The sequence below is a fragment of the Caenimonas koreensis DSM 17982 genome (assembly GCF_009646335.1).
Classification (GTDB): domain Bacteria; phylum Pseudomonadota; class Gammaproteobacteria; order Burkholderiales; family Burkholderiaceae_C; genus Ramlibacter; species Ramlibacter koreensis.
Genome location: NZ_WJBU01000012.1, coordinates 133,335 through 159,542, shown reverse-complemented (window position 1 = coordinate 159,542; position 26,208 = coordinate 133,335). Strand labels below are relative to the sequence as shown.

Here is a 26,208-nt window from a genome sequence, read left to right as displayed (position 1 = left end):
CGGCTCTTCGGAGGCTTGAATGGCACGCATCACCGCCAGCGTTTACACATCGCACGTCCCCGCCATCGGCGCGGCGCTCGACCTGGGCAAGTCGAGCGAGCCGTACTGGCAGAAGGTTTTCAGCGGCTACCACTTCTCCAAGCAGTGGGCCAAGGAGCACAAGCCGGACGTGATCTTCCTGGTCTACAACGACCATGCGACGGCCTTCAGCCTCGACATGATTCCCACCTTCGCCATTGGCACGGCCGCTGAGTACCAGCCGGCCGATGAGGGCTGGGGACCAAGGCCGGTGCCGAAAGTCGTCGGCCACCCGCAGCTGTCTGCACACATCGCGCAGTCGGTGATCCAGCAGGACTTCGACCTGACCATCATCAACAAGATGGATGTGGACCACGGCCTGACGGTGCCGCTCTCGCTGATGTACGGGCAGGTCGATCAATGGCCCTGCCCCGTCATCCCGTTTGCCGTGAACGTGGTGCAGTACCCCGTGCCTTCGGGCCGCCGGTGCCTGAACCTGGGCAAGGCCATCCGCAAGGCGATCGAGAGCTACGACGAAGACATCAACGTGCACATCTGGGGCACGGGCGGCATGAGCCACCAGTTGCAAGGCCCGCGCGCAGGGCTCATCAACAAGGAATTCGACAACGCGTTTCTCGACCGGCTGATCGCCGACCCGGACGGCCTGGCGGGCATGCCGCACATCGACTATGTTCGCGAGGCGGGCAGCGAAGGCATCGAGCTGGTGATGTGGCTGATTGCGCGCGGCGCGATGGGCGACCTTGCCGGTGGCCCTGCGCCGCGCGTCGCGCATCGCTTCTATCACGTGCCCGCGTCGAACACGGCAGTGGGCCACCTCATCCTGGAAGAATCCAAATGACGATCAGAGTTGCACTGGCAGGCGCCGGCGCTTTCGGCATCAAGCACATCGACGGCATCAAGAACATCGACGGCGTTGAAGTCGTGTCCGTCATCGGGCGCGAGCTCGACAAGACGAAGGAAGTTGCAGCCAAGTACGGCATTGGCCACGTGACGACGGATCTTGCAGAAAGCCTCGCGCTGCCTGAAGTTGATGCCGTCATTCTTTGCACGCCCACACAGATGCATGCATCGCAGGCGCTGCAATGCATGCGCGCGGGCAAGCATGTGCAGGTGGAGATTCCGCTGGCCGACAGCCTGAAGGACGCGCAAGAAGTCGTTGCCATGCAGAAGGCAACCGGACTGGTCGCCATGTGCGGCCACACGCGCCGCTTCAACCCCAGCCACCAGTTTGTGCACCAGCGCATCAAGGCGGGCGAATTCAACATCCAGCAGATGGATGTGCAGACGTATTTCTTCAGGCGCACCAACATGAATGCGCTGGGCCAGCCGCGCAGCTGGACGGACCATCTGCTGTGGCACCACGCTGCGCACACGGTGGACTTGTTCGCCTATCAATGCGGCAGCCCCATCGTGAAAGCGAACGCGGTGCAAGGCCCGATCCATCCGCAGCTGGGCATTGCGATGGACATGAGCATCCAGCTGAAGGCGGCCAACGGCGCGATCTGCACCTTGTCGCTGAGCTTCAACAACGAAGGCCCGCTCGGCACGTTCTTCCGCTACATCGGCGACACGGCAACGTACATCGCGCGCTATGACGACCTGTTCAATGGCAAGGAAGAGAAGATCGACGTGTCGAAGGTCGATGTGTCGATGAACGGCATCGAGCTGCAAGACCGTGAGTTCTTCGCTGCGATCAAGGCGGGTCGTGAGCCGAACTCCAGCGTCGCGCAAGTGCTGCCCTGCTACGAAGTGCTGCACGCGCTTGAGCAGCAGCTCGCCTGACCGACATGCAAACCCGCGCGCTCGGCCCGTTCGAAGTCACCGCCATCGGCCTCGGGTGCATGAACCTGAGCCACGCCTATGGCAAGCCGCCGCCGCCCGAGCAGGGCGAGCGCGTGTTGCTGGCGGCGCTCGATGCTGGCGTGACGCTTTTCGACACTGCAGCCCTCTACGGGTTCGGCGCGAATGAAACGCTGGTTGGCAAAGTGATGAAGCCGCATCGCCGCCAGTTCACGCTCGCCAGCAAAGGCGGCATGGCGGGTGTGCCCGGTGACGACGGCATGCTGCGCCGCGTGATCGACGGCCGGCCGGACACCGTTCGCAAGAATTGCGAGGACAGCCTGCGCCGTCTGCAGACGGACGTGATCGACCTGTATTACCTGCACCGCTGGGACAAGCAGGTGCCCATTGAAGACAGCGTGGGCGCGATGAGTGACCTGGTGCGCGCAGGCAAGGTGCGCAGCATTGGCTTGTCTGAAGTTTCAGCCGCGACGCTGCGCAAAGCGCATGCCGTTCACCCGATCAGCGCGGTGCAGACGGAATACTCGCTGTGGACGCGCAACCCCGAGATCGCTGTGCTCGATGCATGCCGCGAAATTGGCGCGGCATTCGTGGCGTTCAGCCCCGTGGCGCGTGGCTTCCTGGCCGATGCATTGCACGATGTTTCGACACTCGACGCGAAAGACATCCGACGCTCGATGCCGCGCTTCACGCCGGAGAACTACGCGGCGAACCTGAAATTGCTGCCGGGCTTCAAGTCGCTCGCACAAGAGGCGGGCTGCACGCCTGCGCAACTCGCGATTGCATGGCTGCTGCACAAAGCGCCGCACATCATAGTGATCCCCGGCACGACCAGCGTCGAGCACTTGCAAGACGACGTAGGCGCTGCCAGCGTCAAGCTCGACGCAACGCTGATCGCGCGCCTTGACGCACTGATCAACGAGAAGACGGTCAAGGGCCAGCGCTACAGCGCGCAGTCCGCGAGCGAAGTCGATACCGAGGAATTCGCGTCGGTGGCTTGACGGCTCGTTGAGCTGCGCGTTGGGCAGCTCACGCGTAGCGGGCCATCGACAGGCCCTCGGTATCAATTGCCGGCGCCTTGCCGCCGATCCAGTCGGCCAGCAACTGGCCGCTGCCCGCCGCCATCGTCCAGCCCAGCGTGCCATGGCCGGTGGACAGCCACAGGTCCTGCAGCGGCGTCGGCCCAATCACAGGTGTGCCATCCGGCGTCATGGGCCGCAGCCCTGCCCAGAACGTCGCCTTGCCCACATTGCCTGCACGCGGGAACAAATCAGTCACCACATGGTTGAGCGTGTCGCGCCGCGCTTCGCGCAGCTTCACGCTGTAGCCAGCAAGTTCGGCCGTGCCGCCCACGCGGATGCGGTCGCCCAAGCGAGTGACCGCGACTTTGTGCGTCTCGTCCATGATCGTGGACTCGGGCGCGTGCGCTGCGTCGTCGATGGGCAGCGTGATGGAGTAACCCTTGACCGGATACACCGGGATGTGCAGGCCCAGCGGCTTGAGCATCAACGGTGAATAGCTGCCCAGCGCGAGCACATAGCGGTCGGCCTGCAGCAGCCCCTTGTCGGTCTGCACGCCGGTGATGCGATTGCCCTGGCGCACCAGGGACTGCACATTCACGCCCCACTGGAACTTCACGCCCAGCGCCTGGGCCATCTGCGCGAGCTTTTGCGTGAAGATGAAGCAGTCGCCCGTCTCGTCGCCGGGCAGGCGCAGTGCGCCTACGAACTTCTCTTTCACAAGCGCCAGTGCAGGTTCGTATTGCAGGTAGCCCGGCGTGTCGAGCAGCTGGTAGGGCACACCGTATTGCTGCAGGATTTCAATATCCTTGGCCGTGCCGTCCAGCTGCTTTTGCGTGCGGAACAGCTGCAGCGTGCCCTGCGTGCGTTCGTCATACGCAATGCCGGTTTCTGCACGCAGCGCAACGAGGCAGTCGCGGCTGTATTCGGCCAGCCGCACCATGCGCGCCTTGTTGACCTTGTAGCGCGCCTCGGTGCAGTTGCGCAGCATCGACAAGCCCCAGCGCCACATCGCCATGTCGAGCATCGGCCAGATCACAAGCGGGCTGTGGTGCATCAGCATCCACTTCACCGCCTTGGCCGGCACACCCGGCCCGGCCCACGGCGCGGAGTAGCCCGGTGAGACTTCGCCCGCATTTGCAAAGCTGGTCTCCAAAGCCGGGCCGCTCTGGCGGTCAACGACGGTCACGTCGTGCCCGTCGCGCGCCAGGTAGTAGGCCGCTGTAGTGCCGATGACGCCGCTGCCAAGAATGATGATCTTCATGATTGCCGAATCTAGCAGCGAACTGCCTTGCCTGGCCATGGATGAGCAGCAGGGGCGCCGGCTTGTAGGACGCACGCACATGGCTCACCTGACCCATGGCGACAGAGCCTGTAGGAACTCGTCGGCAAGGCGATTGACGGGCCCGGTGCCGCCGCAGAATCAAACCATCGGGTTCGCGATCGCTGTTCGGGTCACCAGGCAATGACCCAGTTCATACACAGCGATGCGCACGAAAGCAACCCAGATGTCATTGTTCCGATCGATCTTTACAGCACGCAGGGCAGACCCCGCCAGCGATGCGGGCCAGACCCTTCCGCAGAAGATGAACCTCGAAGAGCGCATGGCCTTCCGCCGCGAGATGCTGTTCGAGGCCATTGCGCTCGCGATGAAGAAGTGCGGCATGGTCGAAAAGTCGTATCGCCTGCGCGTCTCGCGCATGGACAAGCGCGGCCATGTGTACGCCGTGATGATCGAGCTTTCCGGTGAATTCATGGATGACCCGCGCTACAGCCATGCGGCGCTTTGCACGATTGGCAAGACGATCGTGGCGACGGCTGGCGCGTCCGGGTTGCTGCAGGTCCATGGTGTGTACTGGAATGTGTCGGACCTCTCCAGCGGCTTCGAGTCATCGCGTGCCGAAGCGCCTGCCGCCGGGCTGGCGAGCACGCTGCAGGACAACTGGCCCGAGCCGTTCGAGGTGGAGCAACGCCTTTACGCATCGGACATTGCGCCGCTTTCATCCTGAAGTCTCGGTAGGTGCGGTGCGAGCGCTCGACAGGAGCGCTATTGATCTATCTCAAGGGCAAGGCTGGGCTCTACTACTAGAGTGCTAACAGGAGACCCAACGAATGACACCCGTCGAACTTTTCCGCAATAAAGATCACGTCTGCCTGATGTTCACCGACATGGTCGAAGAAGCTGGCGTTGCAGTTCAGTCCAACCAGTTCCTTGTCGTCGACCATGACCAGGCCGCCGTGCTGGACCCGGGCGGCAACCTTGGCTTCAACGAGTTGCTGCTGGGCATCGGGCGCCACTATCCACCACAGGACCTGACGTACCTGATCGCCTCGCACGCGGACCCGGACATCATCGCCTCGCTCGACAGGTGGATGACCGCCACCAAGGCACAGCTTGTGATCTCAAAGGTGTGGGAGCGCTTTGCGCCGCACTTCACCAAGAACGGCAAGACCGATGGCCGCGTGATCGGCGTGCCTGATGCAGGCGGGCGCCTGCCCCTGGGCGATACCGAGTTGTGGCTGCTGCCCGCGCACTTTCTTCACTCGGAAGGCAACTTCCATTTCTACGACCCTGTGAGCAAGATCCTGTTCACGGGCGACCTGGGCGTCTCGATCGTGAGCGGCGAAATGGCGCGCACACCTGTGCGCGACATTGCAAAACACATACCGCGCATGGTGGGCTTTCACGAGCGCTACATGGTGTCGAACAAGATCCTGCGGCTGTGGGTGAACATGGCGCGACAACTCGAAATCTCGATGCTCGTGCCGCAGCACGGCGCGCCGATCGTCGGCACTGCGGCAATCAACGGCTTCTTCGACTGGATTGAAAAGCTGATGTGCGGCGTCGACCTGTTCGACCAGCGCGGCTACATGATTCCGACGTCGCAAGTCGCCGGGCTGACCGGACGGGTGCTGGCTTCGAGGAAGACTGTCTAGCAGGTGGGCGATCACGCCCGCCTCGATGCGGAATCTGGTAGGCCGTGTTGGACTTGAACCAACGACCAAAGGATTATGAGTCCTCTGCTCTAACCAACTGAGCTAACGGCCCGCCAGCCGTGGATTGTAGGCACCCTCACTTGTTGTGACTGAGCGCATTGCTGACAAGCTTGCTCGTGATGTCCACGATCTGGATCATCCGCTCGTATGGCATGCGCGTCGGCCCGATCACGCCAAGCGTGCCGACCACCTTGCCATCTACCTCGTAGGGTGCTGTCACGATCGACAGTTCCTCGAACGGGACAACCTGGCTTTCGCCCCCGATAAAGATGCGCACGCCTTCGGCCTGGCTCGATATGTCGAGCAGGCGCATAAGCTGCGTCTTCTGCTCGAACAGCTCGAAGGCGCGGCGCAAGTGCGTCATGTCGCTTGAAAAATCGCTCACGGCCAGCAGGTTGCGCTCGCCGGAGATCACGACTTCATCCTGCTCCTGCATCGCCTCGGAGCTGGCTTGCACGGCCGTCTGCATCAGCTGGCCGATCTCGCCGCGCAGGGTGTCCACTTCCACCTTCAGCCGCTCGCGCACCTGCTCGATGGCCATGCCGGCGTAGTGGCTGTTGAGGAAGTTCGCCGCTTCAATCAGCTGCGTCTGGGTGTAGTCGGTCTCGGTGTGTACCACGCGGTTTTGCACGTCGCCGTCGGGCGAGACGATGATCACCAGGAAGCGCCGCTCGGACAACCGCAGGAATTCGATGTGGCGAAAGACTGACGTGCGGCGCGGCGCCATCACCACCCCCACAAACTGCGACAGGTTCGACAGCAGGTTCGCCGCGTTGGTGATCACTTTTTGCGGCTGGTCGCCCGCCAGCGTGGGTGTTGCAAACTGTTCGCGCTGCGCGGTGAGCATCGTGTCCACGAACAGGCGGTAGCCGCGCGCCGTGGGGATGCGGCCCGCAGAGGTGTGGGGGCTGGCGATGAGCCCCAGCGCCTCCAGGTCTGACATGACGTTGCGGATCGTCGCTGGCGACAGCTCCAGCCCCGACGCGCGCGACAGGGTGCGCGAGCCCACAGGCTGGCCGTCGGCGATGTATCGCTCGACCAGCGACTTCAACAACAACTTGGCACGATCGTCGAGCATGATGGGTGTCTTTTGAGGGATTCTAGCTAGAGCACTGTGCGCGTTATCTGCGATGGTGTGTGCTTTTAATGATGTAATTTCCACATGAAATCCCGTTTCCACCACGTTGCGCTGATCGGCAAATACAACGCCTCAGTTGCGGGTGCGCAAGCGGGCTCGTCGCGCGCGGCGCTCGAAGAGATCGCGCACTTCCTGCACGACGAAGGCTGCGACGTCTCGTTCGAGCGCGACACGGCGCAAGGTGCAGGCATCACCGGCTACAGCACGCTCGATGTACCCGGTATCGGCGCGCAGTGCGACCTGGTCGTGGTGGTGGGCGGCGACGGCACGATGCTCGGCATGGGCCGCCAGCTTGCAAGCTTTGGCGTGCCACTCGTGGGCATCAACCAGGGCCGGCTCGGCTTCATCACCGACATTCCGCTCGATGAATACCACGCCACGCTGTCGCCCATGCTGCGCGGCGACTACGAAGAAGACCACCGCAGCCTGATGCACGCGAGCGTCATGCGCGATGGCCGTTGTGTGTTCGATGCGCTGGCCATGAACGATGTCGTGGTCAATCGCGGGGCAACGGCGGGCATGGTCGAGTTGCGGGTTGAGGTGGACGGGCACTTCGTGGCGAACCAGCGGGCAGACGGCCTGATCGTCGCCACGCCCACCGGATCGACGGCTTATGCGCTGTCGGCCGGCGGGCCGCTGCTGCACCCGTCCGTTCCTGGCTGGGTGCTGGTGCCGATTGCGCCGCACACGCTGTCCAACCGGCCTATCGTGCTGCCCGATGCTTCTGAGATCGCGATCGAGCTGGTGTCAGGGCGGGACGCGAGCGCGAATTTCGACATGCAATCGCTGGCGTCGCTGCTCAAGGGCGACCGCATCATGGTGAAGCGGTCGCAGCACCGGGTGCGATTCCTGCATCCACGCGGCTGGTCGTACTTCGATACGCTGCGCAAGAAGATGCACTGGAATGAGGGAGTCTGATCAATGGCTTTGAAACGGATCGCACTGCGCGACTTCGTCATCGTGCGCGAGCTCGAGCTGGACTTGTCCGGCGGCTTCTCCGTGCTCACGGGTGAGACAGGCGCAGGCAAGTCGATCCTTATTGATGCGCTGCAACTCGCGCTGGGCTCGCGCGCTGAAAGCTCGGTGGTGCGCGAAGGCGCGGCTCGCGCGGAGATCACGGCGGAGTTCGACCGGCCCGCAGCCCTTGCCGCATGGCTGGAGGAAGCGGGCTTCGAAGATGGCGACACCTTGCTGGTTCGCCGCAGCATCGACGCACAGGGCAAGAGCCGTGCGTGGATCAATGGCAGCGCCGCCACCGCAACGCAGCTGCGCGAACTGGCTGACCAGCTGGTGGACATCCACGGCCAGCATGCCTGGCAAAGCCTGACGCGGCCCGATGCCGTGCGCGGCCTGCTTGATGGCTATGCGGGCATTACCACTCGCGCGCTGCAAGAGGCATGGCAAAGCTGGCGCGCAGCGCAGAAGTCGCTCGCTGATGCGCGCGCCGCGCAGGATTCGCTGCAGCGCGAACGTGAGCGCCTGGCCTGGCAGATCGGCGAGGTCGACAAGCTGGCGCCGGGCGCGGACGAGTGGGACGAGCTCAATGCCTCCCACACGCGGCTTTCCAACGCGCAGGCGCTGCTCGATGCAGCTGAAGGCACGCTGCAGGCGCTGGAAGGCGATGAGGGCGGCGCGACGCGCAACCTGTCGCAGGCGGTGTCTTTGCTGCAGGCGCAGCAGCACGTCGAGCCCGCTTTCAACGAGCTGGCGCAAGTGCTTGCGTCCAGCCTCGCGCAAGCCGAAGACGCTGCGCATTCGCTGCACGCTTACCTGCGCAAGACCGAACTCGATCCGCAGCGGCTGGCACAGCTCGATGAGCGCATGGCCATGTGGCTCTCGCTGGCGCGCCGCTACAAACGCGCACCCGCAGAGCTTGCTGCCCTGCACGCCTCGTGGAAAGACGAGCTGCTCAAGCTCGACGCTGCGGCTGATCTCGCCGCCCTGGAGGCCGCGGAGAAAAAAGAAGCCGCCCAGTACATGGAGCAGGCGCGCCTGCTCACCCAGGCGCGCACCAAAGCAGCGCCGCAACTCGCCAAAGCCGTGTCGCTGGCGATGCAAGGGCTGGGCATGCAGGGCGGGCGGTTCGAAGTGGCGCTCACCAAGTCGGCAGAGCCGTCGATGAGCGGCATGGAAGACATTGCGTTTCTTGTGGCGGGCCATGCAGGCAGCACGCCGCGGCCGGTGGGCAAGGTGGCGTCGGGCGGTGAGCTGTCGCGCATTGCGCTGGCCATCGCCGTCACCACGAGCCAGCTGGGCACGGCGCAGACACTGATCTTCGACGAGGTGGATTCCGGTGTCGGCGGCGCTGTGGCAGAGACGGTCGGGCGGCTGATGAAGCAGCTCGGCCGTGACAGGCAGGTGCTGGCCGTCACGCACTTGCCGCAAGTGGCGGCGTGTGCCGACCATCACCTGGTCGTGTCGAAAGCATCCGGCAAGGATGGCCCCGCGAGCAGCGTGGCCAGCGTGCACGGCGAGCAGCGCGTGGCCGAGGTCGCGCGCATGCTGGGTGGCGAGCGCCTGTCGGGCACGACGCTCGCGCACGCCAAGGAAATGCTCTCGGGCGAATCCTGACCATGGAAATCATCCTCATCACCGGCATGTCGGGCTCGGGCAAATCCGTGGCCCTGCGCGCGCTGGAAGATGCGGGCTACTACTGCGTCGACAACCTGCCGCCTGAACTGCTGCTGTCTTTCATCGAGCTGGAGCAGCAAAACCACGCTGAGCGGGTTGCGATTGCCATGGATGTGCGCAGCGCGACGTCGCTGCCGCTTGTGCCGGCGCAACTGCGCGAATTGAACAATCGCGGTGTGCAGGTGCGCCCGCTGTTTCTTGACGCGACGACCGAAACGCTAGTCAGGCGCTTCTCGGAAACTCGCCGGCGACATCCGCTTTCGAGCAATCGCCCCGGTGCGCGCGGCGGTGAAGCCGCACACGACCAGCAGCGCGCCCTCGTCGATGCCATCGAGCTCGAACGCGAGCTGCTGGCAGATTTGCGCGAGCAGGCGCATGTGATCGATACAAGCGTGATCCGCTCGTCGCAGTTGCAGGTGCACGTGAAGTCGTTGCTGTCTGCGCCGATGAGCCAGTTGACGCTGGTATTCGAGTCGTTCGCATTCAAGCGCGGCGTGCCGGTGGACGCGGACTACGTGTTCGACGTGCGCATGCTTCCCAACCCGCATTACGACCCGGCGCTTCGCGACCTGACAGGCCGCGACGAGGCGGTCGTCGCGTTCCTGAAGCAACACGCCGATGTGGAGCTGATGTTCAGTCAGATCCATCGATTCATCGACCACTGGCTGGCGCCGCTCGCGCGCGACCATCGCAGCTATGTCACGGTGGCAATCGGCTGCACGGGCGGGCAGCACCGTTCGGTGTATCTCGTCGAGCGGCTCGCCGCCGCCTTCAGCGACCGATGGGTGACGCTCAAGCGCCACCGCGAGCTCGACGCGGTGTAGTGCGTTTAGCCGGCGCTGGCTTCGAGCAATTTGCGGATGGGTGCCGGCAGGCCCAGCGCCGGCCACTGGCCCTCGGCGAACCATTCACCCGGCAGGCCCGCCATGCTGGCCTTTGGCACAGTCACCACCACGGGGTGCAAGTGCAGGTCTTTGTGTGTCAAGACGTGCAGCAGCGGCGCAGCGTCCTGGAGCTTGCTGTGCTGCGCTGGCGGCAGCGCTGAAAGCAATGCCTCGCGCGAGTCGAAGACCGGCAGGCAATACAGTCCCGCCCACACGCCTGTGGGCCGGCGCTTGTCGAGCCACACGTGCCCGGCCTTCGTGCGCAACTGCAGCAACCAGAGCGACTGCGCACTTCGCTTGAGCTTGCGCGTTTTTACCGGATAGTTTTCCTGCTTGCCGGCGGCCGCTGCGCCGCACTGCGAATGCAACGGGCACAGCAGGCAGCTCGGACTGCGGGCAAGGCAGACCGTGGCGCCCAAGTCCATCAGGCCCTGCGTGTAGGCGGGCATGTCGTCCTTGCGCGCAGGCACCAGGGCTTGCGCCTGCGACCACAGCAGCTTTTCATTGGTAGCCGTCGCAAGATCAGCATCGAAGGCCAGCACGCGCGCCAGCACGCGCTTGACGTTGCCATCAAGAATGGCGATGCGCTCGTCAAAGCAGAACGCGGCAATCGCCGCGGCCGTCGAGCGGCCAATACCCGGCAAGGTTTGCAGCTCCTGCGCGCTGCGTGGAAAGGCACCGCCGTGCTTGAGCATGACCTCCTGCGCGCAGCGATGCAGGTTGCGGGCCCGGCTGTAGTAGCCCAGGCCGCTCCACAAGGAAAACACATCGTCGATATCGGCCGCCGAGAGCGCTGTCACATCCGGAAAGCGCTCCAGGAATTTCGCGTAGTAGCCAAGCACCGTGGTGACCTGCGTTTGCTGCAGCATCACTTCGGAGAGCCAGACCCGATACGGGTCGCGCGTTTGCTGCCAGGGCAGGCTGTGGCGGCCATGAGCTCGCTGCCAGCGAACCACACGGCTGGCAAACCCCGGCACCGGCTGCGTCATGCCGTGAGTGCTGCCGTCTCCGTCGGCATTGCGTCGCCACCGGGCGCGCTTACAAGGTGGCTGGTGAGCTCCAGCAACTTCGCATCGAGCTCGTCAACCGCCGCAATTTGCGATTCGATTTCAATGATGCGGTCGTCCAGGCCCGTGGCGGCTTGCTGGATGCGCTCGATCGCCTCGATGCGGCGGCCAAAATTGCGGCGGCGCTCACGCAGTTGTGCGTCGAGTTGCGCAGCGGCGGATTTGTTCCACAGCTCCACTTCCCCCAGCGCCGACTCGTAAACCACGCGCAGCCGGGTAGCCAGCGCGCGCACGAGCCGGTCAGCGAATTCGGGTTGAGCGAGGCGAAACGTGTTGCTCACGCCAAGGTACTGTGTGTGGCTGCGCTCGACCAGGTCAAGGTCACGCTCATAGCGTGCGAGCTCGGGCTCGCGCGGCGCCTGCAGCGAAAAGCCGTACTCGGCGTTGAGCTGGCGGAACGTGCCCGTGAGCATCGACTGGATTTCGGAGCTGGTCTTCTGCGACTTGCGCAGGCCCTCGCGCAAGCGCTCGAACGTTGCCGAATACGCCTTGCGCACGCCGAGCTTGATGCCCGGCTGGCGCAGCGCCGACGTGAGCTCCGCCATCTCGGCTTTCAGCGTGCTGGTACCCAGCATGGTGAACACGTCACGCAGCAGTTTCAGGTGGACGGACCGCACCGCATGGATGCGCGCGCCGCTCACGTCGAAATCGACCTGCTCCTGCTCGATGCGCGAGCGCATATGCTTGATGACTGATGTGTTCTTGCCGCGCAGGCCCTTGAGTTCGAGCATTTGCTCGGCAAGGTCGCGGCGGCGGATGTTGATCGCGCGCCCGGCTTCGGCTCGCAGGTCAGTGATGCCGGACGACACAGCCGTGCGCAGGATCTTGCGGCGCTGGCCCATCACGCCCTGGCTGAGTGCGCGTTCGAGCTGCGGCAGCTGGCTGGCTTCGAGCAGTTCTGCGTCGTCGTTCACTTTGGCGACGAGGCCCTTTTGTGCCGATACCGGAATGACCTGCTCGCGCGGCAGACCGAGGATTTCTGCGGAGACGGCACGCTGCCTGTCGATCTGCGCCTGGATCTGCACGGGCGTGGAAAGCGAGTCCCACATCGTGTCGATCTTGTTGAGCACCACCAGCCGCGACTCGGTGTTGTCGGTTTCGGTGATCAGGTGCTCGCGCCAGATGGCGAGATCGGATTTGGTGACGCCGGTGTCCGCAGCGAGGATGAATACAACGGCATGCGCCTGCGGTATCAGGTTGACGGTGAGCTCAGGCTCGGCGCCGATCGCATTCAGGCCCGGCGTGTCGAGGATGACCAGGCCCTGCTTGAGCAGCGGATGCGCAATGTTGATGAGCGCGTGGCGCCAGCGCGGCACTTCGACGCGGCCATCCGCGTCAGTCATCGGGTTGTCATTGGGAGTGTCTTCATGCCAGAAGCCGAGCGCACGGGCTTCTTCCTTGGACACATGGCGCACTTCGGCGACTTTCTCGAATGCTTTCGCAAGCTGCGCCGGATCGTTCACGTCAAGATCGACGCGCGTCCATTTCTCGGGCACTGCACGCCACTCCATCAGGGCCTGCGGCTGCAGTCGCGTTTCAATAGGCAGCAGGCGCAGGCATGGCGGCACGTCGCTGTCGTAACCGAGTTCGGTCGGGCACATCGTGGTGCGCCCGGCGCTTGCCGGCATGATGCGGCGCTTGTAACCCGCAAAGAAGATCGCGTTGATGAGCTCGGACTTGCCACGCGAGAACTCTGCGACGAAGGCGACCATGACCTTGTCGGAGCGCATCTGCGTCTCCAGCCGGCGCAGCCGTTCTTCGACGGCGGCGTCGAGCAGGTCGTGGTCCTTGAGCCATTCGGCCAGCAGTTTCAGGCGCAGCGCGAACTCCCGGCGCCACATGCCATGCTGGTCAAATTGATCGTTGAAGGAAGTGCCCACTATTGCCCCGAAGCTTGATTTTGAAATATAGCACCCTGCCTTTGGCGCGCCACTCAGGATTTCTGGCAGTGCGGACAGAAAAAGGTAGCGCGCTGGCCTTGGCGGATGGCCCTGATTGTCGTGCCACAAACCCTGCAGGGCTGGCCCTCTCGACCATAGACCATGGCCTCAAGCTGGAAGTAACCCGTCTGGCCGTCGGCATTTGAAAAATCGCGCAGCGTGCTGCCGCCTTTGGCGACGGCACGTGCGAGCACCTCGCGAATCGCGATGCGCAGCTTCTCGGCGCGGGGCCGGCTGACTTTTGCCGCGCGAAGCGTTGGCCGGATCCCCGCGAGGAACAGCGCCTCTGACGCATAGATGTTGCCCACGCCGACCACCACATCGCCTGCAAGCAGGACTTGCTTGATCGGCGCGGAGCGGCGCTTCAAGCCTGCGTGGAAAGCTTCGAGCGTGAACTCATCCGTGAGGGGCTCGACGCCTAGGCCGCCCAGCAGCTTCAAGGCCGGCTCGTGCCGCTCGGACGAAGAATGCACCACGGCACCAAAGCGCCGCGGGTCATTCAGGCGCAGCACGCCACGCGTCGTGAACAGCTCGAAGTGATCATGGGCCCCCGCTTCGGGATGCGATGCCGCGAAGCTCAGGCTGCCGGACATGCCCAGGTGCAGCAGCAGCACGCTCTGGTCGAGGTCGAAGAGCAGGTACTTGCCTCGCCGGCGCACGCGCTGTACGACCTGGCCGACCAGGCGCTGGCTGTCGATGCCCAGAGGCCAGCGCAGGGGCTTGCCCATCCGAACCGACTCGATGCGCGCACCCGCGATCCGGTCTGCCAGGCTCAGGCGGGTGACTTCAACTTCTGGCAGCTCTGGCATCAGGGGCAGTGAGGAGGGTGGAGGCGCTGCAACAGCACCTTGGATTATTATGAGTCGATGAAGCGATTCACTCTTGCCGGCTTGTTGTTGCTGGCCCTTGCCGGGGGCGCGCTGGCCCAGGCAATCGACGACGATGAGCGGCCAGGTCCCGTCGTTCCCACAGCCCTTGATGCCGAGCTTTTCTACCAGCTGATCCTGGGCGAGCTCACCGCGCGCGGGGACGAGCCTGCAGCCGGTTATTCACTGATTCTCGACGCAGCGCGCAAGACCAATGATCCCGCGCTGTATCAACGTGCCGTTGATGTCGCATTCCAGGCGCGCTCCGGCGATGGCGCGCTGCAGGCTGCACGCGCATGGAAGCACGCGATCCCGGATTCGCGCGATGCCAATCGCTACGTGTTGCAAATACTGGTGGCGCTCAATCGCGTTGCCGAAAGCGCGGAACCATTGAAGGTCGAGATTGGCCTGGTGGACGCCAAAGACCGCAGCGCCGTGATCTCGCAGGTGCCACGCGTTTACGCGCGCGTGACCGACAAGAAGCTCGCCGCGGCGACGGTTGAACAGGCGCTGGGCGCTTACCTGAACGAGCCCGCAACCGGCGCTGCCGCCTGGACAGCCGTCGGACGCGCCCGCCTGGCAGCTGGTGATGCAACAGGCGCTGTCGAGGCTGCGCGGCGCGCGCAAGCGATCAATGCCAACGCGGAGGGTCCGGCGTTGCTGGCGCTGGACCTGATCGACCCGAAACTGCCGCAGGCCGAACAGGTCGTCAAGCGCTACCTCGAAGGCAAACCGCTGCCGGAATTGCGAATGGGCTACGCCCGCGCGCTACTCGATGCGCAGCGCTACCCGGAGGCATCGAAGCAGCTGCAAGTGATTACCACCGAGAAGCCCGACTATCCGGAAGCGTGGCTGGTTCTGGGCACGCTCGCGCTGCAGGACAACCACGACGCTGACGCAGAAAAGTCGATCAAGCGGTACGTCGAGCTGGCCCAGGCGCAACGCTCGGGCGAAGAGCGCAGCAGAGGTCTGGCTCAGGCGTACCTGTCGCTGTCGCGCATCGCCGAAAAGCGCAAGGATTTTGCGCTGGCTGGCGCATGGCTCGACAAGATCGAGAACCCACAAGACCTGGTGGCTGCGCAGCATCGCCGGGCCTCGATCCTGGCTCGCCAGGGGCGCATGGACGAAGCGCGCAAGCTGCTACGGTCGCTGCCCGAACGCTCGCCCGAGGACGCGCGCGCAAAGATGATGGCTGAAGTGCAGCTGTTGCGCGATGCCAAGCAATACAAGGCCGCGTACGACGTGCTGGCGCAAGCCAGTGCAAAGCCGCCCTTCGATCCGGACCTCGCCTATGACCAGGCCATGCTGGCCGAAAAGATCGGCAACATGCCCGAGATGGAACGGCTGCTGCGGCAAGTGATCGCGGCCAAACCGGACTACCACCACGCCTACAACGCGCTCGGCTATTCGCTGGCAGAGCGCAACCTGCGCCTGCCGGAAGCCAGAGAGCTGATCCAGAAGGCCTTGAGCTACGCCCCGGATGATCCGTTCATCACCGACAGCCTGGCCTGGGTTGAATTCCGCATGGGCAACAAGGCCGAGGCGCTGCGCTTGCTCGATGCCGCGTACAAGGCGCGGCCCGACCCGGACATCGCCGCTCATCTGGGCGAAGTGCTCTGGAGCTCTGGGCAGCGCGAGCGTGCCATCCAGATCTGGAAAGAAGGCCTGCTGCAAGGCAGCGACAACGAAACCCTGCAGGAAACTCTCAAGCGCCTGCGGGTCAAGCCGTGACGACCTGGGCCCAGGCGCCCGCCGCCTGGCTGGTGGCGGCTTGCATGCTGGTCGCAGGGTGCGCGTCCGCGCCCAAACCTGCCACTACCGGTGGCGCTGCCAATGTGTGGGCTGGCCGCATGGCATTGCAGGTGCAGGACAAACCCGCCGAGTCGTTTTCTGCCGGGTTCGAGCTGCGCGGCACAGCGCGGGCCGGCGAGCTCACGCTATACACACCATTGGGCGGCTCACTCGCCGTGCTCTCATGGCAGCCGGGCCAGGCCACGATGCGTTCGGGCGGCCAGGTCAGACAGTTCGACTCGGCAGATGCCCTGATAGCACAGGCCACCGGCTCACCTGTTCCGCTTGCTGCACTGTTCGATTGGCTGAGCGGCCGGGACACGAACGTGCCGGGCTGGCGTGCCGACCTGTCGAGATTGAATGATGGGCGAGTGGCGGCGCAACGGTTCAATCCGCTGCCGCAAGCCGACCTGCGCATCGTGCTGGAGCGTTAGGCCACCGATGAAGGCGCTGTACGACGTACCCGCACCGGCCAAGCTGAACCTGTTCCTGCATGTGACGGGCCGGCGTGCCGACGGCATGCATCTGCTGCAGTCTGCGTTCATGCTGATCGACTGGGCGGACACGCTGCATTTCGAGCTGCGTGCAGGTGGCGCCATCAGCCGTGAAGACATCGGCGCTGCGCTGCCGGCAGACGACCTGGTTCTGCGAGCCGCGCGCGCCTTGCAGGCGGCGGCGGGCACCGGCCACGGCGCTCACATCACCATCGACAAGCGTGTGCCTGCCCAGGCTGGCATGGGGGGCGGATCGTCCGACGCCGCAAGTTGCCTGCTGGCACTCAACCGGCTGTGGCAGCTGAACCTGCCAGTACAAACACTCGCCAGAATCGGCCTGCAGCTGGGCGCCGATGTGCCTTTCTTCCTGTTCGGCAGAAACGCCTGGGCTGAGGGCGTTGGCGAAAAACTGGCTCCGCTGGCCCTGCCGCCCGCCCGGTTTGCCGTCGTCAAACCCGACGTGGGCCTGGCCACCGCCCAAATCTTCAATGACCCGAAGCTCAAGCGTGACACGCCCACTGCTATAATCTCAGGCTTTGCTGCAAACCCGTATGGTTTTGGAACCAACGACTTGCAGGCCGTGGCACAAGGGCTTTGCCCCGCTGTCGGCGATGCGCTGGAATGGCTGGCATCGCAAGGTCTGCAAGGGCGAATGACTGGTTCTGGCAGCGCGGTTTTCGCGCAAATGCCAGTTCAACCGTCAGGTGGGCCAGCAGGCAAGCCGCTCAAGGCGGCGCCTGAAGGCTGGCAAGTGCGGGAATGCAGTAATTTGGTCGCCCATCCTCTGGCTGGATGGGCTCCCAGCGACGATTGATGGATAGTTATTGGTAGGCGGCTGGTTGCAGCCGTCGACCGGTGTAGGGGAGTCGCCAAGTTGGTTAAGGCACCGGATTTTGATTCCGGCATTCGAAGGTTCGAATCCTTCCTCCCCTGCCAGATATGGCGGCGCCCACAGGACAAGGCCCTGGCGCGTTTTTTGCGCGATGTTTCGCTTTTTTTTCGCTGGCTCTCTCTTCGCTGGACTAGCACATGCAGGTCGTTCCGCATCCCGATTTCATGGTGTTCACCGGCAACGCCAATCCCGCACTTGCTGCGGAGATAGCCGGCCATCTGGGCATCGGCCTGGGCGCTGCGACTGTCGGGCGCTTCTCCGATGGCGAAGTCACCGTTGAGATCAACACCAACGTTCGCGCCCGCGACGTGTTCGTCGTCCAGTCCACCTGCGCGCCCACCAACGAAAACCTGATGGAACTGCTGATCATGGTCGATGCGCTCAAGCGTGCGTCGGCCGAGCGGATCAGCGCTGTCATCCCCTATTTCGGCTATGCCCGGCAAGACCGCCGCCCGCGTTCGTCGCGTGTGCCGATTTCTGCCAAGGTCGTGGCCAACCTGCTGCAGACAGTGGGCGTCTCCCGTGTCCTGACGATGGACTTGCACGCCGACCAGATCCAGGGCTTTTTCGATATCCCGGTGGACAACATTTATGCATCACCGGTGCTGCTGGCCGATGTGCGCAAGCAGAACTACGAAAACCTGATCGTCGTCTCACCAGACGTCGGCGGCGTCGTCCGTGCCCGGGCGCTGGCCAAGCAGCTGGACACCGACCTGGCGATCATCGACAAGCGCCGGCCGAAGGCCAACGTGAGTGAAGTGATGCACGTCATCGGCGAGATCGATGGCCGCAACTGCGTGATCATGGACGACATGATCGACACGGCTGGCACGCTGGTCAAAGCCGCCGAGGTGCTCAAGGAGCGCGGCGCCAAAAACGTTTACGCCTATTGCACGCACCCGATCTTCTCGGGCCCGGCCATCGAGCGTATTGCCAAGGGCGGCGCCCTCGACGAGGTGGTGGTGACCAACACCATTCCCCTGTCGCAGGAAGCCATTGCCTGCAAGAAAATCCGCCAACTCACCGTAGCACCGCTGGTCGCAGAGACGATCCAGCGCATTGCCAAGGGCGAGTCGGTGATGAGTCTGTTCTCGGATCAAGTCAACTTGTTCTGAGCTTAGTAGGACCCCCAGGTCTGGGCGAATGCCCAGCCCGCCCCCCCGAGGGGGATCAAGCAAACCGGCAAAGCCGGATTCGCTTGAAGTGGGCAGCGTCAATTCGGGCGCGGCCCTTTTTTGAAACCCGAATCACACTGGTCGCGGTGGATTCGGCTGACTGGAGTTGAACTATGAAATTCGTCGCTTTTGAGCGCGCAAAGCAGGGTACGGGTGCGAGCCGCCGTCTCCGCAATACGGGTCGCACCCCGGGCATCGTCTATGGCGGCAGCGGCGAGCCGCTGTTGATCGAACTCGATCACAACGCCTTGTGGCATGCCCTGAAGAAGGAAGCCTTCCACTCGACGATTCTCGACATGGAAATCGGCGGCAAGGAAGGCAAGGTCCTGCTGCGCGACGTGCAGATGCACCCGTACAAGCAGCAAGTCACGCACATCGACTTCCAGCGCGTGGACGCCACCACCAAGCTGCACATGAAGGTGCCGCTGCACTACACGAAGTCCGAAGAATCGCAGGCCGTGAAGTTCGACAACTGCGTCGTCAACCACGTCATGTCTGAACTCGACATCTCGTGCCTGCCGGCCGACCTGCCCGAATTCATCGAAGTGGACCTGTCGGGCCTGAAGAAGGGCATGTCGCTCCACCTGAACGACGTGACGCTGCCCAAGGGCGTGACCGCCGTGACGCGCGGCAAGCCGAACCCGGTGATCGTCTCCGTGGTGATGATTGGCGGCGAAGAGCCGGCTGCCGCTGGTGCAGCTGACGCCGCTGCAGCACCCGCTGCCGATGCGAAGCCCGCTGGCAAGGATGCCAAGGCTGCTGCAGGCAAAGACGCCAAGGCACCTGCTGCCAAGGCGCCCGCCGCGAAGAAGTAACTTCTTCACAGCTTCCAAGCAAAAACGGCCCGCCTTCGCGGGCCGTTTTTCTTTTGGGGGCCCACTGATAATCCCACCCCATGATCAAGCTGTTTGTTGGATTGGGAAACCCCGGCACCGAATACGAAGCCACGCGGCACAACGCGGGTTTCTGGTGGGTGGATGCGCTCTCGCGCGAGTTGAAAGCGCCGCTTGTCACTGACAAGTCGTACCACGGTGTCGTCGCCCGCACGACCGTGCAAGGCCAGACCATCTGGCTGCTCGAGCCGCGCACCTTCATGAACCTCTCGGGCAAGTCCGTCGCGGCACTGGCGCGCTTCTACAAGATCAAGCCGGAAGAAATCCTCGTCGTTCACGACGAGCTCGACGTCGTGCCCGGCGAGGCCAAGCTCAAGTTCGGCGGCAGCCACGCGGGCCACAACGGCCTGCGCGACATCCATGCGCAACTGGGTACGGGTGACTACTGGCGCTTGCGGCTGGGCATCGGCCACCCCGGCGTGAAATCCGAAGTGGTGAACTGGGTCCTGCAAAAGCCTTCTGCCGACCAGCGCAAGGCAATTGAAGAGTCGATAGACCGCACGCTCAAGGCCGTGCCGGCACTCATCGCCGGCGAAATGGAAAAGGCAACGCTGGTTGTGCACACCAGCAAGCCACCTCGACCCAAGCCGCCACGACCGCAGCCGACACCTGCACCTACACCCACACAAGAACCAGGCAACCAGGGAGATAAAAGACCATGAACAGGAAACTCGTCGCACTTGCATGCTGCGCAGCGCTGGCTACGTCGCTTTCGACCACCGCCGCGGCGCAGGCGATCTACAAATGCGGCAGCAGCTACAGCCAGTCACCCTGCGAAGGCGGCACGACACTGCATACAGATGCGTCGCGGCGTGAAACGGCAAGAGCGCCAGACGACATGGCGAAGCGCCAGGCCAGGCTTGCCGACGCGATGGAAAAGGCCCGCCTGCAGGAAGAGGCCAAGCCCGCCTCCGTGTACATACCGGCGCCCAAGCCTGTGAGCACGGAAGAGACGAAGAAGATTCAAATGACCCAGCCCGGCAAGGTCAAGTACTTCACGGCCATTGCACCGGGCGAGCCGGGTGACTCGAAGAAGAAAAAGAAGGGGAAGAAGAAAGCCTGAGAAGGCCTTCGCCAGAGCGGGCCAACGCCGCATCGGCCACGCTTGACGCCCTACTGCACCTGCGACGTCAGGCGTCGGTACTTCTGCCACAGCGTCTCGTTGCTCTCGACGTGCTGCGGGTTGATCGGGATACAGGCCACCGGGCACACCTGCACGCATTGCGGCTCATCGAAATGGCCCACGCATTCAGTGCACTTGGCAGGGTCGATCTGGTAGATCTCAGGCCCCAGGAAGATCGCTTCATTGGGGCACTCGGGTTCGCACACATCGCAGTTGATGCACTCGTCGGTAATCATCAATGCCACGGGACGCTTTCCTCCACACGAGGCAACACGCCCCGCACTTCTGGCATTATCGGTTCACTCATGAGTGTGTTCCTGTTCAAGCGCCTGATCACCCTGATAGCGACGCTGGCAGGAGCGTCGATTGTCGTGTTCCTCGTGCTGGAAATCCTGCCGGGCAACGCGGCCCAGATCCTCATGGGGCCGGATGCTTCACCCGAAGCGGTGCAAGCCCTCGCCGTCAAGCTCGGCATTGACCAGCCACCTTTGCAGCGCTACTGGCACTGGATCACCGGCATGATGCACGGCGACCTGGGCATCAGCTACGCCTACAGCACGCCGGTGTCGGAGCTGGTCGTGGAACGCCTGGCGCTCACGGTCCCTCTCGCGCTGATGGCCATGACGCTCACCACCGTGATCGCACTGGCAGCCGGCCTGTATGCAGCTTCGCGCCATAACAAGCTGGGCGATGTCGGCGTGATGGGCCTGTCGCAGATCGGCATTGCCATTCCGAACTTCTGGTTCGCGATCCTGCTGATCCTGCTTTTCTCGGTGCACTTGAAATGGTTCTCAGCCGGCGGGTTCTCGGGCTGGGACGAAGGCATCCTGCAAGGAATCAAATCACTGATGCTCCCGGCGATTTCCCTGGCTGTTGTGCAGGCGGCGATTCTCGCGCGCATCACGCGGTCTTCCGTGCTCGAAGTCATGCGCGAAGACTTCGTTCGCACAGCGCGGGCCAAGGGTGTGTCGCGCCGCGGCACCTTGTGGGGCCACGTGCTGCGCAACGCAATGATTCCAGTCATCACCATCATGGGCCTGCAGTTTGCCGAACTGCTTGCGGGCACGATCGTGGTGGAGAGCGTGTTCTACCTGCCCGGGCTCGGCCGGCTGATTTTCCAGTCGATCTCCAATCGCGATCTCATCGTCGTGCGCAATTGCGTGATGCTGCTGGCGGCGATGGTGGTCATCGTGAACTTCGTCGTCGATGTGCTGTACGCAGTGATCGACCCTCGCGTGAAGGCCAGCGACATATGAGCGCGGGGCCACGCCTGTGGCAGCGTGCGCTGCAGCACCGCAGCTTCACGTTCGGCGCAATCCTGAGCGTGCTGCTGGTCATCGCTGCTGGCGTGTCGTTCGTGTGGACGCCGTTCAACCCCTACGAAATCGACATGGCCAAACGCCTGCTTCCGGCGGGCCAAGGGCATCTGCTGGGCACGGACCCCTACGGCCGCGACATCGTCTCGCTGCTGCTGGTCGGCGCGCGCGCATCGATCGCGGTCGGCGTCATCGCGGTGGGCATTGGCCTCGTCGTGGGCACGGCGTTCGGCCTGCTCGCTGCCGCCAAACGCGGCTGGGTCGAAGAGCTGATCATGCGGCTGGCCGACTTCGGCTTTGCCTTCCCCGCCATCCTGTCGGCGATCATGCTCACGGCCGTGTTCGGCCCCGGCATGGTCAACGCGATCATCGCCATCGGCATCTACAACATACCGACATTCGCACGCATCACGCGCGCTTCGGCCAATGCGGTGTGGTCGCGCGAATTCGTGATGGCCGCGCGCGCCTGCGGCAAGGGGCCGCTGAGCATCACCATCGAGCACGTCCTGCCGAACATCATGTCGGTGCTGATCGTGCAGGCGACGATTCGATTCGCCATTGCCATCCTGGCTGAAGCAGCGCTGTCGTACCTCGGCCTGGGCACGCAGCCGCCGCAGCCCTCGTGGGGCCGCATGCTCAGTGAAGCGCAAACACTGATGTTCCAGGCGCCGATGCTCGCGGTGTATCCGGGCGTCGCGATCGCGCTCGCCGTGCTCGGCCTCAACCTGCTCGGCGACGGCCTGCGCGACATCTTCGATCCGCGCCTGGCCAGAAAAAGATAAATGCCGCTGCTCGAAGTCACCAACCTCCACGTCAAGCTGCAAACGCATCGCGGCCCGGCCTATGCCGTGCGCGACGTGAGCTTCACGCTCGACCGCGGTGAAACTCTAGGGCTCGTCGGCGAATCGGGGTGCGGCAAGTCCATGACAGTGATGGCGTTGATGGGCCTGCTGCCTGAGAACGCCGAGGTCACCGGCAGCATCAAGTTCGACGGCCAGGAGCTCACGACCCAATCCGATGCGCAGATGTGCGAGATCCGCGGCGATCGCATCGGCATGATCTTCCAGGAGCCGATGACGGCGCTGAACCCGGTTCACAGCGTCGGGCGGCAAGTGGCCGAGCCGCTGCGGCTGCATCGCGGCATGTCGCCGCGTGATGCGCACAAGGAGGCAATCGCCCTGCTCGACCGTGTCGGCATCCCCGACGCAGCGCGGCGCATCGATGCGTACCCGCACCAGTTCTCCGGCGGCCAGCGGCAGCGCATCACGATTGCCATGGCGCTCGCGTGCGGCCCGCAACTGCTGATCGCCGACGAGCCGACCACCGCGCTCGACGTGACGATCCAACGGCAGATCCTCGACCTGATTCGCGATCTGGTGGCTGAGCGCGGCATGGGCCTGATGCTGATTTCCCACGACCTTGGCGTGATCGCGCAGAACGTCTCGCGCATGCTCGTGATGTATGGCGGCAGCGTCGTTGAAAGCGGCGCGACGCGCGATGTGTTCGCACGCAAGACCCATCCGTACACGCTGGGCCTGTTCTCGGCGCGGCCCGGTTTGCGCTCACAGGAAAAAGGCCAGCGTTTGATGACGATCGCAGGCAGCGTGCCCGAACTGGTGGACCTGCCAGCAGGCTGCCCGTTCGCAGGGCGATGCACATTCACCGCGCCCGAGTGCCAGACCACCGTGCCGCCTGCTATCGAAATCACCCCGGGGCACATGGCCAGGTGCTTGCGCCTGGATGCCGTGTGCGAATCCATCGCGAAGGCGGCAACATGAGCGAGCCGCTGCTGCAGGTCGACAACCTGGTGCGCGAGTATTCGATGCCGCGCGAATCGCTGTTCGCCGCGCCGCCCAAGGTGCACGCGCTCAATGGAGTGAGCTTCACGATTGAAGCGGGGCGCAGCCTGGGCATCGTCGGTGAATCGGGCTCGGGCAAATCCACGCTGGCGCGGCTGGTGATGGCGCTGGACAAACCCACGTCGGGCTCGGTGCGAATGATAGGCCGCGACTTGAACGCCCTCTCACGCAAGGATTTGCGCGAGGCGCGGCGTGACTTCCAGATGGTCTTCCAGGACCCCTACGGCTCGCTCGATCCGCGCCAGACCATCGAGCGAATCGTGGCCGAGCCGCTGGCCGCGCAAGGCGCCTCGCGCAGCGAGCAGCACAAGCGCGCTGCCGAAGCGATCACCGCTGTCGGCCTTCGCGCCAACGACCTTGCCAAGTACCCGCACGAATTCTCAGGCGGCCAGCGCCAGCGCATCGCCATTGCACGCGCCCTGATCACGCGGCCCCGCCTGATCGTCGCCGACGAACCGGTGAGCGCGCTCGATGTGTCCGTGCAAGCGCAAGTGCTCAACCTCATGCAGGACTTGCAGGCCGAGTTCGGCATCACCTACATGTTGATCAGCCACGACCTGGCCGTGGTGCACCATCTGTGCGATGACGTGGCCGTGCTCTGGCAGGGCCGCATCGTCGAACAGGGCCCGCCCGAGAAGCTGTTTCACGCAGCAGAACACCCGTACACACAAGCCCTGCTCGACGCCGTGCCACGAGCCGAGCCGTTATAAACAAATGCCTATTGCCATTCGCGCGCAAACTCGTGGATGATGACAATCCAGTTTCTTTCACGTTGGAGCTTCCCACCATGTTGAACCGCCGCACCGTGCTCACTACCGCAGCGCTCGCCACCGTGCCGCTGGCCGTGCCGTCCGCCTTTGCACAAAGCAAGAAGGATTCGATCGTGCTCGCCATGGCGCTCGAGCCGAGCCCCGGGCTTGACCCCACGGGCGGCGCCGCGTCGTCGATCTCGGAGGTCACGCTCTACAACATCTACGAGACGCTCACGAAGGTGAATTCCGACGGCAGCGTGACGCCCCTGCTGGCCGAAAGCTGGGAGGTCTCGCCTGACCTGAAGACGTACACGTTCCGCCTGCGCAAGGGCGTGAAGTTCCAGAACGGCGAGCCGTTCAACGCCCAAGCCGTGAAGTTCTCGTTCGACCGCGCGGGCGGCGAGAAGAGCACCAACAAGGACAAGCGCACATTCGCCGCCATCACCACGCAAGTCGTGGACGACCTGACGGTCGTGCTGCTCACCAAGGAAATCGACCCCGACTTCCCGTTCCTGATGGGTCAGGGCACGGCAATCATCGTGGAGCCCAAGAGCGCCGACACCAACATGACCAAGCCTGTGGGCACGGGCCCGTACAAGCTCGAAGCGTGGGTCAAAGGCTCGTCGATCACGCTCACCAAGTGGGACGGCTATCGCAATGCCAACGCCGCGAAGATCAAGAAGGCCACCTTCCGCTTCATCCCCGACCCGGCAGCGCAAGTCGCCTCATTGCTGGCCGGTGACGTGGACGCCTTCCCGCGTGTCACGGCGCGTGGCGTTCCGCAGTTCAAGGACAACGCCAAGTTCCAGGTGGTGGTGAGCGGCTCGCGCGCCAAGACCATCCTGGCCATCAACAACAAGAAGAAGCCACTCGATGACGTGCGCGTGCGCCGCGCCATCGCCATGGCGATTGATCGCAAGGCGGTGATCCAGGGCGCAGCCGACGGCTATGGCGCGCCTATCGGCAGCCACTATGTGCCAGGGGGTTTCGGCTACGTCGATACAACAGGCGTGAATGCCTACAACCCCGACAAGGCCAAGGCACTGCTGAAAGAAGCAGGCATCACCGGCCCGCTCGAGCTCACCATGACGCTGCCACCGCCGCCGTATGCGCGCCAGGGCGGTGAAGTGATTGCTGCGCAGCTCGCCAAGGTCGGTATCACGGCCAAGCTGCAGAACGTTGAATGGGCGCAGTGGTTGTCGAACACCTACGGTGGCGGCCACAACTACGACCTGACGATCATTTCGCACGTCGAGCCGTTCGACCTCGGCAACTTCGCCAAGCCCGACTACTACTGGGGCTACCAGTCCGCGAAGTTCAACGACATCTACAACCGCATCAAGACGTCGCCCCGCGCCGCTGACCGCGCCAAGCTTCTTGGCGACGCCCAGCGCCTGCTGGCCGAAGACAGTGTGCATGCGTTCCTGTACCAGCCGCAATGGGTGACCATCGCGAACAAGAACGTCAAGGGCCTGTGGAAAGACATGCCGATTTTCGTCAACGACCTGTCTGCCCTTTCGTGGTCCTGAGCG

General features: G+C 63.8%; 26 protein-coding genes and 2 tRNA genes. 21 read left to right on the top strand and 7 right to left on the bottom strand.

Translation table 11 applies throughout. From position 1 onward, the window contains the following. Positions 1 to 19 precede the first annotated feature (19 nt). From GHT07_RS14030 to GHT07_RS14020, 3 genes are read left to right on the top strand one after another with little or no spacing between them, the layout of a single operon-like run. Complete coding sequence (locus GHT07_RS14030; protein ID WP_153585714.1) at positions 20 to 877, top strand: class III extradiol dioxygenase subunit beta; 858 nt, start codon at positions 20 to 22, stop codon at positions 875 to 877. Beyond that, complete coding sequence (locus tag GHT07_RS14025; protein WP_153585713.1) at positions 874 to 1,821, top strand: Gfo/Idh/MocA family oxidoreductase; 948 nt, start codon at positions 874 to 876, stop codon at positions 1,819 to 1,821. The genes GHT07_RS14030 and GHT07_RS14025 overlap by 4 nt, the downstream gene beginning before the upstream one ends. 5 nt (positions 1,822 to 1,826) lie before the next feature. Further along, positions 1,827 to 2,840: an aldo/keto reductase gene (locus GHT07_RS14020; protein WP_153585712.1), complete on the top strand. Its 1,014-nt coding sequence runs from the start codon at positions 1,827 to 1,829 to the stop codon at positions 2,838 to 2,840. 28 nt (positions 2,841 to 2,868) lie between these two features. On the opposite strand, the gene GHT07_RS14015 is transcribed toward GHT07_RS14020, so the two are convergent. Continuing rightward, entirely contained in the window at positions 2,869 to 4,122 is a 1,254-nt protein-coding gene (locus GHT07_RS14015) for a D-amino acid dehydrogenase (protein ID WP_153585711.1), read from the bottom strand. Positions 4,123 to 4,366: 244 nt separating this feature from the next. Between GHT07_RS14015 and GHT07_RS14010 the strand changes: the two genes are divergently transcribed. Beyond that, positions 4,367 to 4,867 carry a hypothetical protein gene (locus tag GHT07_RS14010; protein ID WP_153585710.1) on the top strand — a complete coding sequence of 167 codons (501 nt, stop codon included), beginning with the start codon at positions 4,367 to 4,369 and terminating at the stop codon, positions 4,865 to 4,867. A 103-nt stretch (positions 4,868 to 4,970) separates the two neighbouring features. Next, positions 4,971 to 5,795, top strand: coding sequence for an oxygen-binding di-iron domain-containing protein (locus GHT07_RS14005; protein ID WP_194792940.1), 825 nt, complete (start codon positions 4,971 to 4,973; stop codon positions 5,793 to 5,795). A gap of 35 nt (positions 5,796 to 5,830) precedes the next feature. Here the strand turns inward: GHT07_RS14005 and GHT07_RS14000 are convergent. Then, positions 5,831 to 5,907, bottom strand: a tRNA-Ile gene (locus GHT07_RS14000). A gap of 24 nt (positions 5,908 to 5,931) precedes the next feature. Beyond that, a complete protein-coding gene (gene hrcA, locus GHT07_RS13995; protein WP_153585709.1) occupies positions 5,932 to 6,933 on the bottom strand; it encodes a heat-inducible transcriptional repressor HrcA in 1,002 nt (333 codons plus the stop codon). Positions 6,934 to 7,017: 84 nt separating this feature from the next. On the opposite strand from hrcA, the gene GHT07_RS13990 reads away from it, so the two are divergent. The 3 genes from GHT07_RS13990 to rapZ are packed head-to-tail and all read left to right on the top strand — an operon-like array spanning position 7,018 to position 10,448. Beyond that, positions 7,018 to 7,911, top strand: a complete 894-nt coding sequence (locus GHT07_RS13990) for an NAD kinase (RefSeq protein ID WP_153585708.1) — start codon at positions 7,018 to 7,020, stop codon at positions 7,909 to 7,911. 3 nt (positions 7,912 to 7,914) lie between these two features. Beyond that, the gene (recN, locus tag GHT07_RS13985; protein ID WP_153585707.1) at positions 7,915 to 9,564 is read left to right on the top strand and encodes a DNA repair protein RecN; all 1,650 of its coding nucleotides are present in this window, start codon (positions 7,915 to 7,917) and stop codon (positions 9,562 to 9,564) included. Positions 9,565 to 9,566: 2 nt separating this feature from the next. Then, positions 9,567 to 10,448 carry an RNase adapter RapZ gene (gene rapZ, locus GHT07_RS13980; protein WP_194792939.1) on the top strand — a complete coding sequence of 294 codons (882 nt, stop codon included), beginning with the start codon at positions 9,567 to 9,569 and terminating at the stop codon, positions 10,446 to 10,448. Positions 10,449 to 10,453: 5 nt separating this feature from the next. Here rapZ and mutY read toward each other — a convergent pair whose 3' ends face one another. The 3 genes from mutY to mutM form a co-directional block, all read right to left on the bottom strand. Next, positions 10,454 to 11,497, bottom strand: a complete 1,044-nt coding sequence (mutY, locus tag GHT07_RS13975) for an A/G-specific adenine glycosylase (protein ID WP_153585706.1) — start codon at positions 11,495 to 11,497, stop codon at positions 10,454 to 10,456. Continuing rightward, complete coding sequence (locus tag GHT07_RS13970; RefSeq protein WP_153585705.1) at positions 11,494 to 13,416, bottom strand: dynamin family protein; 1,923 nt, start codon at positions 13,414 to 13,416, stop codon at positions 11,494 to 11,496. The genes mutY and GHT07_RS13970 overlap by 4 nt, the downstream gene beginning before the upstream one ends. Before the next feature lie 92 nt (positions 13,417 to 13,508). Further along, positions 13,509 to 14,324 (bottom strand): bifunctional DNA-formamidopyrimidine glycosylase/DNA-(apurinic or apyrimidinic site) lyase, encoded by an 816-nt coding sequence (gene mutM / locus GHT07_RS13965; RefSeq protein ID WP_153585704.1) that lies wholly within the window; start codon positions 14,322 to 14,324, stop codon positions 13,509 to 13,511. 57 nt (positions 14,325 to 14,381) lie between these two features. Between mutM and GHT07_RS13960 the strand changes: the two genes are divergently transcribed. The 8 genes from GHT07_RS13960 (at position 14,382) to GHT07_RS13925 (ending at position 20,689) form a co-directional block, all read left to right on the top strand. Then, positions 14,382 to 16,112: a tetratricopeptide repeat protein gene (locus GHT07_RS13960; protein WP_153585703.1), complete on the top strand. Its 1,731-nt coding sequence runs from the start codon at positions 14,382 to 14,384 to the stop codon at positions 16,110 to 16,112. After that, positions 16,109 to 16,606 (top strand): outer membrane lipoprotein LolB, encoded by a 498-nt coding sequence (locus GHT07_RS13955; RefSeq protein ID WP_323740939.1) that lies wholly within the window; start codon positions 16,109 to 16,111, stop codon positions 16,604 to 16,606. Before GHT07_RS13960 ends, GHT07_RS13955 begins: the two co-directional genes overlap by 4 nt. A gap of 7 nt (positions 16,607 to 16,613) precedes the next feature. Further along, a complete protein-coding gene (ispE, locus tag GHT07_RS13950; protein ID WP_153585702.1) occupies positions 16,614 to 17,480 on the top strand; it encodes a 4-(cytidine 5'-diphospho)-2-C-methyl-D-erythritol kinase in 867 nt (288 codons plus the stop codon). A gap of 45 nt (positions 17,481 to 17,525) precedes the next feature. Continuing rightward, positions 17,526 to 17,602 (top strand) — tRNA-Gln (locus GHT07_RS13945). 93 nt (positions 17,603 to 17,695) lie between these two features. Next, the gene (locus tag GHT07_RS13940) at positions 17,696 to 18,673 is read left to right on the top strand and encodes a ribose-phosphate pyrophosphokinase (RefSeq protein ID WP_153585701.1); all 978 of its coding nucleotides are present in this window, start codon (positions 17,696 to 17,698) and stop codon (positions 18,671 to 18,673) included. A 173-nt stretch (positions 18,674 to 18,846) separates the two neighbouring features. After that, entirely contained in the window at positions 18,847 to 19,548 is a 702-nt protein-coding gene (locus tag GHT07_RS13935; RefSeq protein WP_153585700.1) for a 50S ribosomal protein L25/general stress protein Ctc, read from the top strand. An 80-nt stretch (positions 19,549 to 19,628) separates the two neighbouring features. Then, a complete protein-coding gene (gene pth / locus GHT07_RS13930; RefSeq protein WP_153585699.1) occupies positions 19,629 to 20,288 on the top strand; it encodes an aminoacyl-tRNA hydrolase in 660 nt (219 codons plus the stop codon). Further along, a complete protein-coding gene (locus GHT07_RS13925) occupies positions 20,285 to 20,689 on the top strand; it encodes a hypothetical protein (protein WP_153585698.1) in 405 nt (134 codons plus the stop codon). Before pth ends, GHT07_RS13925 begins: the two co-directional genes overlap by 4 nt. 50 nt (positions 20,690 to 20,739) lie before the next feature. Here the strand turns inward: GHT07_RS13925 and GHT07_RS13920 are convergent, their stop codons facing one another. Beyond that, entirely contained in the window at positions 20,740 to 20,994 is a 255-nt protein-coding gene (locus GHT07_RS13920; protein ID WP_323740938.1) for a YfhL family 4Fe-4S dicluster ferredoxin, read from the bottom strand. A gap of 60 nt (positions 20,995 to 21,054) precedes the next feature. Here GHT07_RS13920 and GHT07_RS13915 point away from each other — a divergent pair, with 60 nt between their 5' ends. The 5 genes from GHT07_RS13915 to GHT07_RS13895 all read left to right on the top strand — a co-directional run bounded on the left by GHT07_RS13915 (position 21,055) and on the right by GHT07_RS13895 (position 26,205). Next, positions 21,055 to 22,005, top strand: coding sequence for an ABC transporter permease (locus tag GHT07_RS13915; RefSeq protein ID WP_153585697.1), 951 nt, complete (start codon positions 21,055 to 21,057; stop codon positions 22,003 to 22,005). Then, complete coding sequence (locus GHT07_RS13910) at positions 22,002 to 22,847, top strand: ABC transporter permease (protein WP_153585696.1); 846 nt, start codon at positions 22,002 to 22,004, stop codon at positions 22,845 to 22,847. Before GHT07_RS13915 ends, GHT07_RS13910 begins: the two co-directional genes overlap by 4 nt. Further along, the gene (locus tag GHT07_RS13905) at positions 22,848 to 23,843 is read left to right on the top strand and encodes an ABC transporter ATP-binding protein (RefSeq protein WP_153585695.1); all 996 of its coding nucleotides are present in this window, start codon (positions 22,848 to 22,850) and stop codon (positions 23,841 to 23,843) included. Continuing rightward, a complete protein-coding gene (locus GHT07_RS13900) occupies positions 23,840 to 24,634 on the top strand; it encodes an ATP-binding cassette domain-containing protein (RefSeq protein WP_153585694.1) in 795 nt (264 codons plus the stop codon). The genes GHT07_RS13905 and GHT07_RS13900 overlap by 4 nt, the downstream gene beginning before the upstream one ends. 77 nt (positions 24,635 to 24,711) lie before the next feature. Then, entirely contained in the window at positions 24,712 to 26,205 is a 1,494-nt protein-coding gene (locus GHT07_RS13895; protein ID WP_153585693.1) for an ABC transporter substrate-binding protein, read from the top strand. Positions 26,206 to 26,208: the final 3 nt, after the last annotated feature.